Here is a 16,483-nt window from a genome sequence, read left to right on the forward strand (position 1 = left end):
TGATCAAAGACCGTCGTCACCGGGAAAGACGGGGCGTTCGATGATCATGCGGTAGCAATCGAGACTGCCGCTGAGGAACTCGTACGCCGCGCCCCACAGATAAAGCCGGAAGCGGCGATAGTTGAATTCGCCGAAACGGGCGATCACCTCCTGGCGGTTCTGGTCGAAATTCCTCGCCCACTGCTGGAAGGTGAGGAAATAGCTGAAACGATCGTCATGCATTTCGCGCACGCGCAGCGGGGTGCGGGCCATCTGGGCGAGAAAGTCGTGCAGGACGAGGAAGGAATGGTTCCCGCCGTAGATGTATTTCACCATGAACGACGACAGCTCGTACTTCTTCGTACAGGCGCTGCCGTCGAGGAAGACCCGACCGCCCGGCTTCAGGAGCGACGTGAACTTGGCGCAAACGGCGCCGTAATTGGGCAGATGCTCGATCACGCCCATGATCACGATGGCGTCGTATTTATCCGTGGTCTCGTAAGCCAGGAAGTCGCAATCGATGATCGACCAGTCATGCCCCAACTCGGCAGCGCGGCGCTCGAGATACGCCTTCGATTCCTTGGAGATGGTGAGGCCGGTGCATTTGACCCCGCGCTGCGAGGCATAGATGAACCACGCGCCCCATCCCGGACCGATCTCGAGGATGCGGTCTCCCGGCTTCAGGCCGAGCTTCTCGAAACAATAGTCGAACTTCCTGACGGTCGCGGCGCTCAGCGTGTCCTCAGGTCCGCTGTAGATGCCTTGCGTGTACATCGGATGGTCGCGATCGAGGAAGCTCAGGAAGAACCCCGAATCGATGTCGTAGTGATCCGATATCGCCTTCCGGTTCGTCCGCACCTGGCCGAACAGCAGAGGTTGCAGGAAGCGCCACAAGGTGACGGCATAATGCCGATCACCCATCGACCGGCGGACCTCGAAGGGCCGCAGCATGTCGCCTTCTATGTCGACATGCCCCGCGACATAGGCGTCGCCGACCCGCCCTTCGTCCATGCTGGCAAAGGCACGCAGGGCCTGGCGGTTGCGCAGGGTGAGGGTGAAGCTTGGCGGGCCGTCACCGAAGCTTCGGCGACGACCGTCCGGAAAGACGATCTCGAAGGGAGTTTGAGATTGGGTGAAGCGGCTCAGGATTCGATCGACCAGCCCAGTAGACTGTGCAGCAGGTGCTGCCGAAACGCTTGGCGCGCCGGCAGCAGTCGTGGGCGAAGCCTGATCATTCATGTTCGCTCCCTGGGGATGGCAACAGCCGGCATTTACAACATCGAGCTGCCTGTATGCCACAGACCTGTGCGAGACAGCAGCCCCCCGAGGTCGGTCGCCTGTTACATTATCCGCTGATCGTGTCGGCACGGATAGAGCCTACCCGTTACCGGACGGGAACGGCGTTATATCCCGCCCGCCGTCAACGCGTTCGCCAGGAGTCGAAGTTGGCTGCCGTCGTGGCGCGGAGCCCACAGGGCTGTACGATCCATCCGCGGAGGATCAGAAGCTGCCTGATCCAGCGGATGGTGGGCGAACAGGGACAGATACGGCTTGTGAATGGCGAGGTCGCCGCGCGTGAGCGGCGCCTCGTAGGAGTCCCAGTAGTAGAAGTTCCGAAGGTCGCCCAGGAAACGCGCTGTCGGGCGGCGTGCGCTGGCGGGCGACCTTCGCGGCTGGGATTATTCGGCGGCGAGCTTGGCCTTGGCCGGCTTGAGGTGCTGCACCTTGGGCATCACTTCCTTGGACAGCAGCTCGAGCGAATGGCGCCAGGCCTTGGGATTGTCGGCGTAGTCGAAGCCGAAGACCAGGAGCTGGCCGAAGCCGCCGACCTCGTCGTAGATCTTCTCGATCTTCTCGATGACCGTCTTGGGCGAGCCGATGATCCAGTTGTGCCGGGCGCAGTAGTCCGGCGTGACGTCGGAATCGGCGACGCCCGGATCGTGCTTGAGATAATCCAGGAAGCCGAACTGGCCGAGCAGCGGCAGGAAGTACTCGCGCATCATGCGGCCCATGTAGGAGCCGGCCGAGAGCTTGAACGCTTCCTCGTCGGTGTCGGCAACGAACACTTCGCGCACCATGCGCCACTCGCCGCGGTCGGGCTTGCGGCCAGTCTTGGCCGCGCCGATCTCGACCGCCTCCCAGTGGCTGCCGACATAAGCGGGGTTCAGATTCAAGCTCATCGGCAGGAAGCCCTTCTCGCCGGCGAGCTTCAGCGTGTCGGAGCCCTTGGACAGGCCGGCGACGCCGATCGGCGGATGCGGGGCCTGCAATGGCTTAATATGCGGACGCAGCACGCCGAACATCTCGCCGGGCTTGCTGACGTTCCAGAACTTGCCCTTGTAGTCGAACGGCTCGGGCGAGCTCCACAGCTTCAGGATGATCTCCAGCGCCTCGCGGGTCATGTCGCGGTTGACGCCCGACATGCCGTCGACGTTGAACATCGCCCAGTCGCTGGGCAGGCCCGACGCCGCCACGCCGAAATTGAGTCGGCCACCTGAAATGTGATCGAGCATGGCGACGCGGTTGGCGAGCTCCGCGGGATGGTGATAGGGCAGCAAGAAGCCGCCGGGGCCGAGCCGGATGTTCTTGGTCTGCATCAGGCCCTGCGCCACCAGCAGGTCGGGCGAGGGATGCGGTTCCCAGGGAGCGGTGTGATGCTCGCCAATCCAGCACTCGGCGAAGCCCAGCTCGTCGAGCCAGCGGATGACCTGCAGGTCCCACTCGTGCCCGTCCTTGAGCGGCCTCTCCGGCGGATGCGACGGCATCGTGAAATATCCGAATTGCATCGTTTCCTCCTGAGTTATTGCCCGAAGTCGACTACCATCGGCCCGTCGGCGCAAGAGCCCATGCATGCATGGCTGCCGGCCGACAGCAGGCAACGGATCGCGTGAAGGAATTTTTCTGATGGCAAAGTCTCGACGGGCGGTTTTCGTGTGTTGTGACGGGCTCGGCCGCGACTGGGTGCGGCCCGAGACGACGCCGTTTCTCACCGAGCTGCGGGATTCGAGTCTGTGGTGCGGCGAACATAATGCGGTGTTCCCCTCGGTGACACGCGTGTCGGCCGCCTCGATCTCGACCGGCTGCCTGCCGGCGCGCCATGGCCTGCACGGCAATCGCATGGGCCTGATGGAAGAGGGCAGGATCGTCGTCCGTGACGTCGGCGCACCGGATTTCCGCACGCACATGCGTCGCGCCACGGGGGCCACGCTGCTGGTCCCCTCGATTGCCGAGCGCGTCGCCGAGGCGGGCGGCTTCATTGCTTTCTCGAACGTCTCGCCGGGGGCGGCCTACTTCCTCGATCCCGAGCATTTCGGCCACATCCATCATCGTGCAGGTTCGTTTGCGCCCGGCGGCGAGAGCGTCGGCGCCCTCGAGGTCACGCACGATTCCGCCGGCGACTGGGCGATGACCCAGCGCTTCTGTGCCGAGGTTCTGAGCGACGCCAAGCCGGCGGTGGCCTTCCTCTGGATCTGCGATCCCGACCACACGCTGCATGCCGTGCCGCTGGGTTCGCCCGCGCACCTCGACGTGTTGCGCCAGGCCGATCGCTGTGTCGCCGAGGTCCATCGGACGGTCGAGCGGCTGCGCGGCGAAGGCGAGGAGATCCTGCTGCTGGTCGGCTCCGACCATGGCCACGAGACGATCGGCGACAGCATCGATGTCGAGGAGTGGCTGGCGGCGAACGGCCTGAAGGAACTTTTGGGTACGGGCGACGTGGCGGTGGCGGGGCAGGGCACCTCGGCGCTGCTCTATGCGACCGATCGCGGGCGAGCGGGCGTGCTCGGCGTCGTCGAGGCGATACGCCGCGCGCCGTGGGCGGGCGACGTCCTGGTCGGCGCCGATCTTGTTGCAAAGGGCTTCACGGCCGACGGCGTGGTCGCCGCCGTCGACACGGCGCGGCAGGACGAGGCCAATCCCCACGGCGTCCCCGGCCGGCGCTGGATGGTGAAGGAAGGCAAGGCCGTGCCGATCGGCTGCGGCCAGCACGGCGGCCTCGGGCCGGACGAGACCCGGCCATTCCTGATGGTCAATGACGGCGGCCGCTCCTCAGGGACTCTGCCGCGGGCGAGCAGCCTGACGGACATCGCACCGACCATCGCACACTATCTCGGATTGCCGCTCACAGGCTTCGACGGCGCGCCGCTGCCACGGAGCTGATCATGCTCTTCCGGACCGTGAGCCTCCTGGCTCGCTCATGATTCATATTCCTTTCCCCCAAGGGGGCAGGGCTATCGCATATGACCAATTTTCCGTCATCCCGAGCGGAGCCGCCCGAAGGGCGGCGCAGTGGAGGGACCTGTTTTGTCGATGCATCAACAAAACAGGTCCCTCCACTGCGCCTCGCTACGCTCGGCTCCGCTCGGGATGACGGGGGTTTACAGTCATCAGCGATGGCCCTGCCCAAGGGGAGCCCAAGGGGGGAGAGGAGCAAGAGAAAGTAGCTTGAGGAAGAATCATGAGCGAGCCGGAGGCTCGCGGTCCGGAAGAGGAGACAAATGACCGACGACGTCCTGATCCTGATCGATCAGCAGAAGGCGATGGGCCATCCCAGGTGGGGCCCGCGTAACAACCCGCAGGCCGAGGGGAACATCTTCCATCTGCTGTCGACGTGGCGGGCGCGCAAGTGCCCGGTCATCCATGTGAAACACGATTCGACTTCGCCCGACTCGCCGTTCCGGCCGGGGCAGGTCGGCAACGAGTTCCTGCCGCTGACCGCGCCTTTTCCGGGCGAGACCGTGGTCGCCAAGAAGGTGCACAGCGCCTTCATCGGCACCGACCTCGTCGCGCGACTGGAGGCGATGGGGCGGCCCTCGCTCGTGATCTGCGGCGTGCTGCTCGCCAACTCCGTCGAGGCGACGGTACGCAACGCCGCCAACCTCGGCTTCAGCGTGCGCTTGCCGGCCGATGCCTGCTGGTCGTGCGATAAGCGCGACCTGACCGGCAGGCTATGGCCCGCCGAGGACGTGCATCAGCTCACGCTGGCGCTGCTCGACGGGGAATACGCCCAGGTCACCACCAGCATTGCGGTGCAGGCGAGCACGATCGGTCGGTGACGATCACCGGCCGGGCGGCTCGACGATCAGCGCGACGACGCGCTTCACCAGCGGCATGACCAGCAGGAGCGTGGGAAAGGCGATCACCCAGGACAGGCCCCATGCCGCCAACCATGTCGAGGGAAAGGTTTGCGAAAAGCCGAGGCTGCGCGCCGTGGCGATGCCGGAGACGACGAACATCATGAACAGCGACAGCACGAGCGGCACGACGACGCCGGCATAACGCGCCGGCAGCTTCCGGGCAGGAAAGGATTTCATCACAGGCAACTCTCGCCATTGCATCCGCCGAACGATCGGCGCACCGGCTGAAGCCCGGTTGGATGCGTTGCCTTACGTGAGACGCTTACGACCTTCGATGAAGGCAGCCAAATTTAACTCAGTTGCGAATGGTTCGCAAGTGGCTTCGAGGGTCATCGACGTCGGCATCGATATTCTCCCCAGGGACGACGACGCTCATGGTCGTCGCACCATCGGCCGAGTGGAAGCGGTGCCATATGCCGGGCGGAACGATGACCAGCATGCCCGCGCCAATCGTGTAGGAGCGCGGCCCGTCCTCCTCGACGATGTCCAGGACCGTGCTGCCTTCCAGGACCCAGACGAGCTCATCCGCGGGATGGGTCTCCCAATGGCCCTTCCCGGAGGACTTGCCGAGAAGCAGCAGTCCGTCGCGGTAGCGGGCGAGATCCGCCGTGCTGCCCTTGCGCTCTGCGCGCGTCGTCTTTGGCGTCTTGCCACGGAACATCGTGAGCTTGTCGGCTTCTGCGGTGACATCGACGATGGTCGGCATCTGGCCCTCCGTGCGTTCGGCGGTGCGGGCCCAGTGTAGAGCCACGAATTCGTGGCGGTGATCTCCGATATCGAAGCCCACTGGAACGTTTTAGTGGCACCCGGCCTATGGTACGAGGGGTCGAGGCTGCAGGCTTGCCACGCAGGATCGCGCAATGGCTGCTCCATCTGCAAAGCGCAAGGTCATGGACTGGGACGGCGTCCGCGTGTTCCTCGCGGTTGCGCGGCAGGGCTCGCTGCGCGCCGCGGGACGCGCGCTCGGTCTCAGCCAGCCGACCATCGCCCGCCGATTGGCCGAGTTCGAAGCCACGTTTGGCGGACCGACCTTGTTCGACCGGCTGCCCGAAGGCGCGCACCTCAACGCTGCCGGCCAGCGGCTGGTCGCGGCGGCCGAAAGCGTCGAGCAGGCCATGTTGACCCTGGAGCGGCGACGCGCGGCGGTCGCGCCGGCGTTGACTGGCACCGTGCGGGTGGCGGCCGGCGAGTGCGCGGCCGGTTTCCTCGCCCGCTGCCTCTCGGGAGCGACGACGGCGCCTCTGCCGTCCGGCATCACCCTGGAATTGATGCAGTCGCTGCAGCCGGCCAACCTCTTGCGGCGCGAGGCCGATCTCGCGTTGCGCCACCAGCCGCCCAAGAGCGGCGACTATTATGTCGCCAAGCTCGGCACCTTCGCCGTCGCCGTCTACCGGCGCCGCGGCGAGGAGGCCGATGCGTGGGTGGCCTATACGGAAGAGCAGTCCCAGAGCCGGATGCACGATCCCGCGCGCTGGGTACAGCGATACGTGGAGGAGACCAAGGGCACCGTGGCGCTGCGCTCACCATCACTGCTGATGCATGCCGAAGCGATCCGCGCCGGAACCGGCCGTGGCGTGCTGCCTTGCTACGTCGGCGACGCTCATCCCGTCCTCGAGCGACTGACCGCGCCGATCCCCGAGCTCGCCGCGACCTACTGGATGGTCGTCCACCGCGATCTGCGCCGCGCGCCCTGCGTGCGCGCGGCGATCGACTGGGTGCGGCGCGCCTTCGCCGAGCAGCGCGATGTGATTGCCGGCGATGCCTAGTCCTGCCGCTTGTCGCCTGTCTTGAGGCGTGCCACGCTCGCCAAACAAGCGACGAGGGTGGCCGTGCAGATCAATCCTCTTAGTTCGCACACCGGCGCCGAAGTGCTCGGCATCGACCTCACGCGGCCGGTCGCCGAGTCCGATCGTGCCGCGATGAACCGCGCCTTCGTCGAGCGCAGCGTGCTGGTGATCCGCGACCAGCATCTCACGCCGCCGCAGGTGGTCGACGCGGTCGGCCTGTTCGGCACGATCTTCCCGCAGCAGAACACGAAGTTCGCGATCCCGGACTGCCCGCAGATCCACTACGTCTCCAACCAGGACAGCTTTCCCGATGGCCGCCGCTACATTCCCGGTGACGGCTGGCATACCGACCATTCGAACGCCGTGCGTCCACCCAAGGCCACGGTGCTGCATGCCGTGCAGCTGCCCGACAAGGGCGGCGACACGCAGTACGCCAACATGGCCGCGGCCTATGCCGCTCTGCCGCCCGCCACCAAGGAGCGCCTCGCGCCCTTGATGGGCATCCACGTCTATCAGAGCAGTCACAGCGCGCGAAAGCTGATGGGGCTGAACGAGACCGACAAGGAGCGCGTGCCCAACGCCGTGCTGCATCCCCTGGTGCGCATCCATCCGGAGAGCGGCGCGAAGTCGATCTACCTCAATCCGATCCGTATCGAAGGCATTTTAGGCCTCGACCACAAGGAGGCCCTGCCGCTGCTCGACGAGCTGCTCGAATACGGCACGCAGGAGCGCTTCCAGTACCGCCATGCCTGGAAGCCGGGCGACCTCGTGATGTGGGACAATCGTTGCCTGCTGCACAAGGCCAACGGCGACTACGACATGGGCCAGGTGCGCTATCTCTACCGTGTCATGCTGCAAGGCGACGTACCAAGATGAGCTCTTGATGCGTTGCGTAAGCACGGTGGAATGATCACGACATGAGCGGGCTGTCGCGACGCCGGCTGCTGCGCACGAGCCTTTTGGGCGGCATCGCGGTTTATGTGGTGCCGCTTGGCAGCCGCGCCTATGCCGCCCTCGTCGACGATCGGCTGCTGACGGCGCCGGCCGTGGACAACGGCTCGCTGAAATATCGCGTCGACGGCAGGGCGAAGGTGACCGGCGGAAAGGTGTTCGCGCGAGACATCCGCGCCCGCGACATGCCGCACTGGCCGCAGCAGCAGGCGCACGCGCTGGCGCTGCGCGTGACGATGGCGGATCGGGTCTATGCCGGCTTCGACCTGTCGATGCTGGGCGCCGACCTCAGGCCCGATCGGGTGGTGACGGCGGCCGACCTGGCACGTGACGGGTTCGCCTTTCCGGATTTCTATGGCACGGACATGCTGCTGCCGGAGGGCAAGACGCCGGCCTATCTCGGCCAGGCCGTGGCGCTCCTGATCTTTCATGACTTCGCCCGCTTCCGCTTCGCCAAGGACAAGCTGCAGTTCAACGACGCCGTGATCCGCTACGGCGCTGTGACCGGACCGTTGCAGCGCGATCCCTGGGGCGCCGGCCGCTTCGTACGCGTCGGTGGCAAGACGCCTGCCGACGGGGACGTTTTCTCCTCGACCAGGCAGGCGCCGCTCTACATCTCGACCTACGACAAGCATCGGCCGGCCTGGCCCAAGCCTTCGCGCGACGGCGACCTCGGCGAACAGGCGATGTTTTATGCTCAGGCGATCGACGAGGAGCTGACGCGGCCGCCTGCCGACTGGCTGGTGGTCACGCGCGACTACGCAACCCAGTCCGCCGACACCGCGGCGCTGGAGCCCGACAACGCCAACGGCTGGTACGACGCGGCCCGGCAGGAGCTGCACCTCGTCGTGCCGACGCAGTCGCCGCAGGAAGTGGCGGAGGGCGCGGCCGGCATGCTGGCCAACAGTCGATTGGGCCTGAAGCGTCTGTTCCTGCACCCGTGCTTCACGGTGGGCTACGGCTCCAAGGATCACAGCCCGCTGCCGTATTACGGCCTGATCGCGGCGGCGTACGGCGACGGCCGGCCGGTGCGCCTGGCCTATGACCGGTTCGAGCATTTCCAGGCCGGCCTGAAGCGGCATCAATTCAGCATGCGCTACCGCATCGGCGTCGACCGCAAGACCGGCCTGATGCAGGCGTTCCAGGCCGACATCGTGTCCAACGGCGGCGGCCGGGCGAACTGCTCGGACGCGCTGACCATGGTGGCGGCCACCTCGGCCGCCTCGATCTACTATTTCCCCAAGACCGACGTGGCCGCGACCGCGATGTCCTCGCGCGCGCTCGATTGCGGTTCGGCGCGCGGCTACGGCGCGCTGGAGACACTGGCCGCCACCGAGATCATGGCCGACGAGGTCGCAGGCGAGCTTGGCCTCGACCCGATCGAGTTGCGACTGCGCAACGTCCTGAAGACCGGGATGAAGAACGCCCAGGGCGCGGTGCCCGTTGGCCAGCAGCGCGCCGAGACGGTGCTGCAGAAAGCGGCCGCCCACGTGCTGTGGACCGGCCGTGTTGCGCGCAAACAAGCCTACAACGCGGCCAACCCCGGCCGGTACTACGGCGTCGGCTTCGGCTGCATCCAGCGGCGCTTCGGCGACGGCGCGCAATGCAGCCTGGCCAAGGTCGAGCTTTCGGCCGACGGACTCATCACGCTCGCCCATACCGGCACGGAGATCGGCACCGGCACCTCGTCGGGCCAGGCCGTTGCCTGCGCGCGCTGGCTGGGACGGCCAGCCGACGTGTTGGAGATGGCTGCCACCGACTGGCCCGAGCTGCCGGTCGAGACCAGCGGCAATCCGCACGCGATGGCACAGGAGGAGCAGGACCGGCTGGCCAAAAACCCGCGCTGGGTGCCGGCCTTCGCCTCGGCGTCGAGCGCCAGCAACTCCGCTTATTACTTCACGCACGCCACGCAGGCCGCGGCACGCGTCGTCTTTCTCCATGGCCTGCTGCCGGCGGCGGTGGCGATCTGGGGCAGGGAGGTGAAGCCCGAGGCGGCGCGTTGGCGCGACGGCGCGCTGACGGCCGAGGGCTTCGAGCCGCTGCCGTTGGCGCGCCTGGCGAGCGACGCGCACGCGCGCGGTCTGGTGACCGGTGCCACGGTGCACGTTTTTAATCGCTGGCAATGGGCGGAGGCGGAGTTCGAGATCGATGGCGCGAGGGTGCGATTGCCGGTTGATGCGCTGTCGCTGCGCCGGGGCGCTGCCAAGGACTGGCGCGTGCTCGATCGCCGCGCGGTGTTCTTGCCGCCGACCAGGAACAACAACGCCATGGTGGGCTACAACACCTGCGTCGGCACCTTGGTCGAGATCGCCGTCGAGGCGTCGAGCGGCAAGGTGCTGGTGCTGAACCACCACACCATCCTGGAATGCGGCAACATGCTGGTGCCGGAGCTGGTGTCGGGCCAGATGCAGGGCTGCCTCGCCTCGGGCATCGGGCTTGCCCTGCACGAGGAGATGCCGCTGTACGAGGACGGCCCCGGCAACGGCACCTGGAACTTCAATCGCTACTACCTGCCGCGCGGCGGCGACGTCGCGGTCTGGCAGCAGACGGCCGAGGTGCTGCCGCCTCTGTCCGACAGCGAGCCGCCCAAGGGCATGGCCGAGGTGGTGATGATCCCAATCATGGCCGGCATCGTGAACGGCATCGCCCACGCCATCGGCCATCGCTTCCGCTCCTTGCCGGTGACGCCGGAGCGCATCCTGAAGGTGCTGGGATGAGCCTGCCGATGCGCAAGGTGACGCTGACCGTCAACGGCAAGCGCCACGATCCGCTCGACGTGCCGGAAGGCATGATGATGATCGACGTGCTGCACGAGATGCTGGGGCTGACCGGCTCGCGGTTGGGCTGCGGCATCGGCATCTGCCATGCCTGCGTGGTGATCTGGGACAAGGACGACAAGACCAGCGAAGAAGTGCAGACCTGCATCACCGGCGTCGAGTTCTTCGACGGCAAGCGTATCCGCACCATCGAGGGCATTGCCGAGACCAACGACAGGGGTGAGGTGACGCTGTCGCCGGTGCAGCAGGCCTTCTTGGACAAGTTCAGCTTCCAGTGCGGCTACTGCACGCCGGGCTTCGTCAATGCCGCCACCGTGCTGCTCGAGCGGCTGAAGCGCTCGCCCGTGGCAAAGGCCGAGGTCGAGGCGACCGTTGCGGCGGCGCTGGAGGCGCACATCTGCCGCTGCACCGGTTACGTGCGGTACTACCAGGCTGTCCGCGACGTGATCCTGGCGACGCCCGGCCTGACGCGGGACAGCGCGTGAGCGCTCGCCGCCTGCTGCGCTGGACTGCGATTGCCGTGGTCGTCGTCGCCGCAGCGTTGGCGGCCTTCGTCTCGGCCAGACTTTTGAGCGGCAAGACCGGCGGGCCGGTTCAGGTCGTGAAGGCGTCGCCCGATGCGGTGGCGCGTGGAAAGTATCTCGCCGAGGCCGCGGATTGTGCGGCCTGCCATACGGCGCCGGGCGGCGCGTCCTATGCCGGCGGGCTTGGGATGGCGTCGGGCTTCGGCACGATCTACGCCACCAACATCACGCCCGATCCCGACAACGGCATCGGCCGCTGGACGTCGGACGATTTCTGGCAGGCCTTGCACGACGGCGTGCGACGCGACGGCCGGCAGCTCTATCCGGCGATGCCCTACACGTCGTATCGCGGCATGACGCGCGCCGATTCCGATGCGATCTACGCCTACCTGATGCAGCTCCGGCCGATGAAGGTCGCGAACCGGATCACCGAGCTCGAGTTTCCCTACAACATCCGTCTCGGCATGCTGGGCTGGAACCTGCTGTTCCTGACCGACGACCTGCCCGCCACGTCGACGGGGAGCTCTGCCGCCTGGCAGCGCGGGCGCTATCTTGTCGACGTGCTGGGCCATTGCGGGGAATGCCATACGCCGCGCGGACCGCTGGGTGAGATGGAGCTGTCGCGCTCGCTCAAAGGCTTTGCGCTGGGCCGCGTCGCCGCACCCGACATCACGCCGGCCGGCCTCGCCGCGCGCGGCTGGGCGCCGGCCAGTCTCGGCACGTATCTTAGCCGCGGCATCGCCGGGCCGAACTCGGCCTTCGCCGACATGCATCGGGTCGTCGTCCTCAGCACCCGCAACCTGACGGCCGACGACATCGCCGCGATGACGACCTATCTGCTGGGCGACAAGCCGCCGGCGCCTGCCGCCGAGACGGTGGGCGAGGGCAACCAGGCCGGACGGACCAGCTACGTGGCGCTGTGCGCCGGCTGCCATGGCCTCGACGGCAAGGGCATCCCCAACACCATCGTGGGGCTGCGCAACAACAGCACGCTGAGGCTCGCCGATCCACGCAACCTGATCGTGGCGACATTGGATGGCATTGGCCCGCAGAACTTCCCGCATCGCATGAGCCTGCCGGGCATGCCCGGCTTTGCCGACAAGTTGACCGACGAGCAGGCCGCCGCCCTCGTCAACTATCTGCGCGCCGCTTGGGGTGGCCAGAAACCCGACGTCAGACCCTCCAACGTGCAGGCGCTGCGCTGACCAGGACTCCAGGGCCGCCGCCGCGCAGCGCGCGCGTTTCCTGGATGATTGCGAGAACGGCTCTCCCGAAACTCGCCACGCCAGGAGCAGTTCCGTCGGCTTACGGACGCGAGCCGGCTATCGATTGTCGCGTGCGATCGAGTTCGCGCAGATGAAGCCCCAGGTCATGTAGGGGCCCAAGGTCGTGCCGACTTGGCTGGGCGTTCGCGTGCCGACGGGGTTGGCCATGACATTGCCGGCGCAATATAGACCGGCAATGACGCTGCCGTCGGCGCGTAACGCCTGACCTCTCTCATTGGTGCGCACACCGCCCTTCGTTCCGAGGATCGAAGGTTTGCAGCGGATCGCGACATAGGGAGCATTGTCGATCGGCGCCATCAGGCCGATCGCCTTCGCGAGCTTCGCCTCGTAGTCCGAGTGTCCGCGCCCGAAATCGAGATCGCGCCCGCTGCGCGCAAAGCTGTTGAAGCGTTCGACTGTCGCTGCGAGCGCATCCGGCGCAAGGCCGACCTTGGAGGCCAGCTCGCGCGGCGTCTTCGCCATCGTCAGCCATGTCTTGTCATAGCGTCGATACCAGCGGATCAGCGGAGTCCGCTTCACCATCGGCCAGTGGCTGATGATCCAGGCCGGCAGGTGCTTGGGTTTGCCGGTTGCCGGATCGAGATCCATCAGGCGCTCGCCCATGGCGAACTCGTATTCGCTGGCGAAGCGTCGGCCACTGCTGTCGACGATGATCGAATCCGGCTCGGCGTGAATGCGCAAGGGTAGCCCGTGCAGGTGGCCGTCATAGATGACGGGCGGTTGCACCATGATGTTCGCCTGATCCATATGCGCCAGGGCGGCGCCCGCCGCCTCGGCCATCTTGTGCCCGTCGCCCTCGTTGGTCCGCGGGCTGCTGCGATAGTCGATCTCGGCCGGAAAATGCTTCGCCAACATGGCGGAGTCCCATTCGAAGCCGCCGGTCGCCAGGATGACGGCGCGCCGCGCCGTGAAAGTCAGTCGCCGGCCGTGATGCTCCGCAGCGACGCCGCATACCGCGCCGCCCTGGTCCAACAGCAGCCCGGTCGCGCGCGTCTCGATCTCGATCCGGCAACCATGATCGAGGCAGCCCTTCAGCAGTCCCGTGATCAGCGCGTTGCCCTTGCCGACGGTGCGCGTCGGCCATCGGCGCAGGAACGTGGCGGCGTGGCGCAGCGTCGCTCGGATGGGACGGCGATAGAGGTTCGAGGAGATCGATTCATCGTACGTCAAGGTTTGCGGCAGGGTGGAGGGTCGGATCTTGCCGGCGTAGCGGCCGAGCCCGCGCTTGCTGATTGGCGCGAGAGACAGCAGGCGTCCCAACGGCTTCGCCCCTTCCAACTCCATCATCGGATCGGGCACGTTCGCGATCGTGAACCGCACCGGCGAATGCTTCTGAAGGAAGGCGATCATCGGCCCGGCGTTGCGGGCCTGCGCCTCCCAGAGTCGATCCTCGCTGGCTTGCCAGCCTAGCGGCGCCGCCGCGCGCATATAGGCAAGCGCTTCCTCGGCCGAGTCCGACAGGCCTGCGGCCGCGGCGATGGGATTCGCCGGCGCCCAGGTCATGCCGCCCGACATAGCGCTGGTCCCGCCGATCCATTCCGTCTTCTCGAGGATGACGGTGCGCAGCCCGGCGACGGCGGCGGTCAGGGCTGCGGCCAACGCGGCTGCGCCCGAGCCGAGGACCACGACATCGGCCTCATCCGGGGCGTCGCCCGATCCGTTTGCTGAAGGCGTCACGACAGCGAGATTCTCCCCGTTTTCGCTTGGAAGCGGCAAATTCCCGTTGCCAAGCTCAGAATGATCATATTTGATATATGTTATAACAGATTTCAAAGGCGTGAATAGGTGAATCCCCTTCAGACCGTCAGAAGTGCTGCTGCGTGGAAAGGCTCCAGCTTCGACTTTCGGGCCAACGCATTGCGCTCCTTTTCCGCCGCACACCTCGAGGAGATCGATGCCGGCCTGGAAACGTACGAGCACCGCGACAGGGGAGACCTTCTCGATATCGGTCCCGCCAGCTTTCCGCTTCCGACCGTCGGACCGTTGATGCAGACGCTGCTTCACGACCTGCGATACGGATCAGGCGTCATCCTGCTGCGAGGCCTGCCGCGAGAGCGCTACTCCCATGAGCAGCTCGCCAAGATCTACTTCGCGCTGGGTACGCACCTCGGTGTCGCTGTTCCGCAATCCCATCAGGGCGAACTGTTGGGCAGTGTCATCGATGTCAGCGACGCCGATGCCGGCGTGCGTGGCTACCAGGCCGGCGGCCGGCAGAGCTTCCACACCGACGGAACGGCGTGCGACATCGTCTCCTTGATGTGCCTGCAAGCCGCGCGCAGCGGCGGCGACAGCCGCATCGTCAGCGCCGTTGCGGTGCATAACGCGCTGGTCGAGCGCCGGCCCGACCTCGCCAAGGTCTTCTACGACGGCTTCGTCTATCGGCTCATGGACAACGACTCGGCCGCCATAGGTGTGCCGCCGACCACCCCGCATCCCGTCCAGGTCTTCGCCCGGGACGACGGCGACTTCTTCTGCAACCTGAACGGCGGCGATATCCGGCGTGCCGTCGAGCGCGGCGATGTCGAGCTGACGGACCTGCAGATCGAGGCCTATGACGAGTTCCAACGGGTCGCCAACTCCGAGGAGTTCTACCTCGACATGAGCATCGGCGAAGGCGACATCCAGTTCCTGAACAACCGCACCCTGCTGCACGGCCGCCTGTCCTACGAGGATCACGACGAGGTCGCGCGCCGCCGCTACATGCTGCGGTTGTGGCTCGAGGCGCCCGACTGGCCGAAAAGGCCGGCGCGGCAGGTCGTCATGAGCTTCGAGCGCGCGCGGCGCTCGCTGGCGCGCCGCAATCCGCGGCTGGAGATGCCCGCCTCGTTCGTCGCGGCCAAGCAGGCCGAGCTGAGCGCCAAGCGACGGGCCGGCAGCGATCCGCCGCGGCTGCGGCCCTACCAGAACCTCAGCATGCGGGATTTCGCGATGTCGGTCCGAACGAGCCGACCCTAAGGGCTTCAGGAGGAGGGGATAATGGGAATGGGACAGTCGATGAAGCGTGCCGTCGGTCTTCTTTGCTCCGGTGCCGCGGTGCTGGCCGCCAGCTTGGTCTCGCCGTCGGCAAAGGCGCAGAGCGACGTGGTGCTGGCCTGCTTTGGCGGTAGCGTGCAGCAGACTTATGAGCGCTACATCATCCCCTCGTTCGAGAAGAAGACGGGCCTCCGCGTGCGCTACATTGCCGGGATCTCCACGCACTTCGTCGCGCAATTGCAGGCGCAACAGGCCAAGCCCGAATACGACCTCGTCTGCATGGATGACGGCCCGCAATCGATTGCCGCCGCCCGCGGCGTGCTGGAGCCGATCACGACGGCAGCGGTGCCAAACTTCGCCGACACGATCCCGGGTGCGCGCGGCGCCGGAAACTCCGGCGTCGGGTACGGCTTGCTGGCGATGGGCCTTGTCTATTCTCCCGCCGCACTCAAGAAAGCCAATGTCGAGCCGCCCAAGGGCTGGAACGATCTGGCCGACCGGCGCTTCAAGGGCTTGATCGGCATGCCGTCGATCGGCACCACGCCGGGCCTGTTTGCGCTGCTGATGCTGGCGCAAAGCAATGGCGGCGGAGTCGACAACATCGATCCGGGTTTTGCCAAGCTGAAGGCGGCGGCGCCCAACATCGCCGAGTTCTCCGCCTCGAGCGAGATGAGCAAGCAGCTGCAGCAAGGCGACATCGCGGTGTCGGTGTGGACCAACTCCGAGACCGCGCGCTTCATCAAGCGCACGAGCTTTCCCCTGGAATTCGTCTACCCCGTGGAGGGCTCACCCATTGTCATGCCGATGCTCAACCTGGTGAAGAACAGCCCCAATCCCAAGGGCGGCGCGGCGTTGATGGACCACATCCTGTCGGAGGATATCCAGATGGTGCTCGTCCGTGAATCCCGGGTGGGGCCGGTCAACGCCAAGGTGAAGCTGCCGCCGGAGCTGGCCGAGGGCATCACCTATGGCGATGCCGCCATCTCCAAGCTGGTCAAGCCGGACTGGGCGGTGATCAACAAGCACCGCGCCGCCTGGACCGATCGCTGGAACCGCGAGATCGAGCGCTAG

14 protein-coding genes are annotated in these 16,483 nt (G+C 66.3%); 9 read left to right on the forward strand and 5 right to left on the reverse strand.

Annotated features, from left to right (window positions below):
* Positions 1-3: 3 nt before the first annotated feature.
* Positions 4-1,218 carry a class I SAM-dependent methyltransferase gene (locus RSO01_RS06175; protein WP_147147260.1) on the reverse strand — a complete coding sequence of 405 codons (1,215 nt, stop codon included), beginning with the start codon at positions 1,216-1,218 and terminating at the stop codon, positions 4-6.
* A gap of 440 nt (positions 1,219-1,658) precedes the next feature.
* Positions 1,659-2,765 carry an LLM class flavin-dependent oxidoreductase gene (locus RSO01_RS06180; RefSeq protein WP_147147262.1) on the reverse strand — a complete coding sequence of 369 codons (1,107 nt, stop codon included), beginning with the start codon at positions 2,763-2,765 and terminating at the stop codon, positions 1,659-1,661.
* 118 nt (positions 2,766-2,883) lie between these two features.
* Here RSO01_RS06180 and RSO01_RS06185 point away from each other — a divergent pair, with 118 nt between their 5' ends.
* Together RSO01_RS06185 and RSO01_RS06190 are read left to right on the forward strand one after the other, a co-directional pair.
* Positions 2,884-4,137, forward strand: coding sequence for an alkaline phosphatase family protein (locus RSO01_RS06185; protein WP_170302872.1), 1,254 nt, complete (start codon positions 2,884-2,886; stop codon positions 4,135-4,137).
* Between the two features lie 338 nt (positions 4,138-4,475).
* On the forward strand, positions 4,476-5,033 hold the full coding sequence (locus RSO01_RS06190) for a cysteine hydrolase family protein (RefSeq protein ID WP_147147266.1): 558 nt from the start codon (positions 4,476-4,478) through the stop codon (positions 5,031-5,033).
* A gap of 3 nt (positions 5,034-5,036) precedes the next feature.
* Here the strand turns inward: RSO01_RS06190 and RSO01_RS06195 are convergent, their stop codons facing one another.
* Both RSO01_RS06195 and RSO01_RS06200 read right to left on the reverse strand, forming a co-directional pair.
* Positions 5,037-5,291 (reverse strand): DUF2798 domain-containing protein, encoded by a 255-nt coding sequence (locus RSO01_RS06195; RefSeq protein WP_147147268.1) that lies wholly within the window; start codon positions 5,289-5,291, stop codon positions 5,037-5,039.
* 118 nt (positions 5,292-5,409) lie between these two features.
* The gene (locus RSO01_RS06200; protein ID WP_147147270.1) at positions 5,410-5,820 is read right to left on the reverse strand and encodes a cupin domain-containing protein; all 411 of its coding nucleotides are present in this window, start codon (positions 5,818-5,820) and stop codon (positions 5,410-5,412) included.
* A gap of 154 nt (positions 5,821-5,974) precedes the next feature.
* Between RSO01_RS06200 and RSO01_RS06205 the strand changes: the two genes are divergently transcribed.
* The 5 genes from RSO01_RS06205 (at position 5,975) to RSO01_RS06225 (ending at position 12,358) form a co-directional block, all read left to right on the forward strand.
* Entirely contained in the window at positions 5,975-6,880 is a 906-nt protein-coding gene (locus tag RSO01_RS06205; protein ID WP_147147272.1) for a LysR family transcriptional regulator, read from the forward strand.
* A gap of 63 nt (positions 6,881-6,943) precedes the next feature.
* The gene (locus tag RSO01_RS06210; protein WP_170302873.1) at positions 6,944-7,777 is read left to right on the forward strand and encodes a TauD/TfdA dioxygenase family protein; all 834 of its coding nucleotides are present in this window, start codon (positions 6,944-6,946) and stop codon (positions 7,775-7,777) included.
* A 41-nt stretch (positions 7,778-7,818) separates the two neighbouring features.
* Positions 7,819-10,569, forward strand: a complete 2,751-nt coding sequence (locus RSO01_RS06215; protein WP_147147276.1) for a xanthine dehydrogenase family protein molybdopterin-binding subunit — start codon at positions 7,819-7,821, stop codon at positions 10,567-10,569.
* Positions 10,566-11,114, forward strand: a complete 549-nt coding sequence (locus RSO01_RS06220; RefSeq protein WP_147147278.1) for a (2Fe-2S)-binding protein — start codon at positions 10,566-10,568, stop codon at positions 11,112-11,114. Before RSO01_RS06215 ends, RSO01_RS06220 begins: the two co-directional genes overlap by 4 nt.
* The gene (locus tag RSO01_RS06225; RefSeq protein WP_218037258.1) at positions 11,111-12,358 is read left to right on the forward strand and encodes a cytochrome c; all 1,248 of its coding nucleotides are present in this window, start codon (positions 11,111-11,113) and stop codon (positions 12,356-12,358) included. Before RSO01_RS06220 ends, RSO01_RS06225 begins: the two co-directional genes overlap by 4 nt.
* A gap of 117 nt (positions 12,359-12,475) precedes the next feature.
* Here RSO01_RS06225 and RSO01_RS06230 read toward each other — a convergent pair whose 3' ends face one another.
* Entirely contained in the window at positions 12,476-14,116 is a 1,641-nt protein-coding gene (locus RSO01_RS06230; RefSeq protein WP_147147280.1) for an FAD-dependent oxidoreductase, read from the reverse strand.
* 108 nt (positions 14,117-14,224) lie between these two features.
* Here RSO01_RS06230 and RSO01_RS06235 point away from each other — a divergent pair, with 108 nt between their 5' ends.
* Both RSO01_RS06235 and RSO01_RS06240 read left to right on the forward strand, forming a co-directional pair.
* Positions 14,225-15,394, forward strand: coding sequence for a TauD/TfdA family dioxygenase (locus tag RSO01_RS06235; protein ID WP_147147281.1), 1,170 nt, complete (start codon positions 14,225-14,227; stop codon positions 15,392-15,394).
* A gap of 21 nt (positions 15,395-15,415) precedes the next feature.
* The gene (locus RSO01_RS06240; RefSeq protein WP_147147283.1) at positions 15,416-16,483 is read left to right on the forward strand and encodes an extracellular solute-binding protein; all 1,068 of its coding nucleotides are present in this window, start codon (positions 15,416-15,418) and stop codon (positions 16,481-16,483) included.

It is taken from the genome of Reyranella soli, assembly GCF_007992495.1.
In the GTDB taxonomy this organism is placed as follows: domain Bacteria; phylum Pseudomonadota; class Alphaproteobacteria; order Reyranellales; family Reyranellaceae; genus Reyranella; species Reyranella soli.

Excerpts from the sequence above, each read along its gene's own strand:
- RSO01_RS06180 (WP_147147262.1), bottom strand. The coding sequence starts at position 2,765 with ATGCAATTCGGATATTTCACGATGCCGTCGCATCCGCCGGAGAGGCCG.
- RSO01_RS06175 (WP_147147260.1), bottom strand. The coding sequence starts at position 1,218 with ATGAATGATCAGGCTTCGCCCACGACTGCTGCCGGCGCGCCAAGCGTT.
- RSO01_RS06185 (WP_170302872.1), top strand. The coding sequence starts at position 2,884 with ATGGCAAAGTCTCGACGGGCGGTTTTCGTGTGTTGTGACGGGCTCGGC.
- RSO01_RS06215 (WP_147147276.1), top strand. The coding sequence starts at position 7,819 with ATGAGCGGGCTGTCGCGACGCCGGCTGCTGCGCACGAGCCTTTTGGGC.
- RSO01_RS06205 (WP_147147272.1), top strand. The coding sequence starts at position 5,975 with ATGGCTGCTCCATCTGCAAAGCGCAAGGTCATGGACTGGGACGGCGTC.
- RSO01_RS06195 (WP_147147268.1), bottom strand. The coding sequence starts at position 5,291 with ATGAAATCCTTTCCTGCCCGGAAGCTGCCGGCGCGTTATGCCGGCGTC.
- RSO01_RS06240 (WP_147147283.1), top strand. The coding sequence starts at position 15,416 with ATGGGAATGGGACAGTCGATGAAGCGTGCCGTCGGTCTTCTTTGCTCC.
- RSO01_RS06190 (WP_147147266.1), top strand. The coding sequence starts at position 4,476 with ATGACCGACGACGTCCTGATCCTGATCGATCAGCAGAAGGCGATGGGC.
- RSO01_RS06220 (WP_147147278.1), top strand. The coding sequence starts at position 10,566 with ATGAGCCTGCCGATGCGCAAGGTGACGCTGACCGTCAACGGCAAGCGC.
- RSO01_RS06200 (WP_147147270.1), bottom strand. The coding sequence starts at position 5,820 with ATGCCGACCATCGTCGATGTCACCGCAGAAGCCGACAAGCTCACGATG.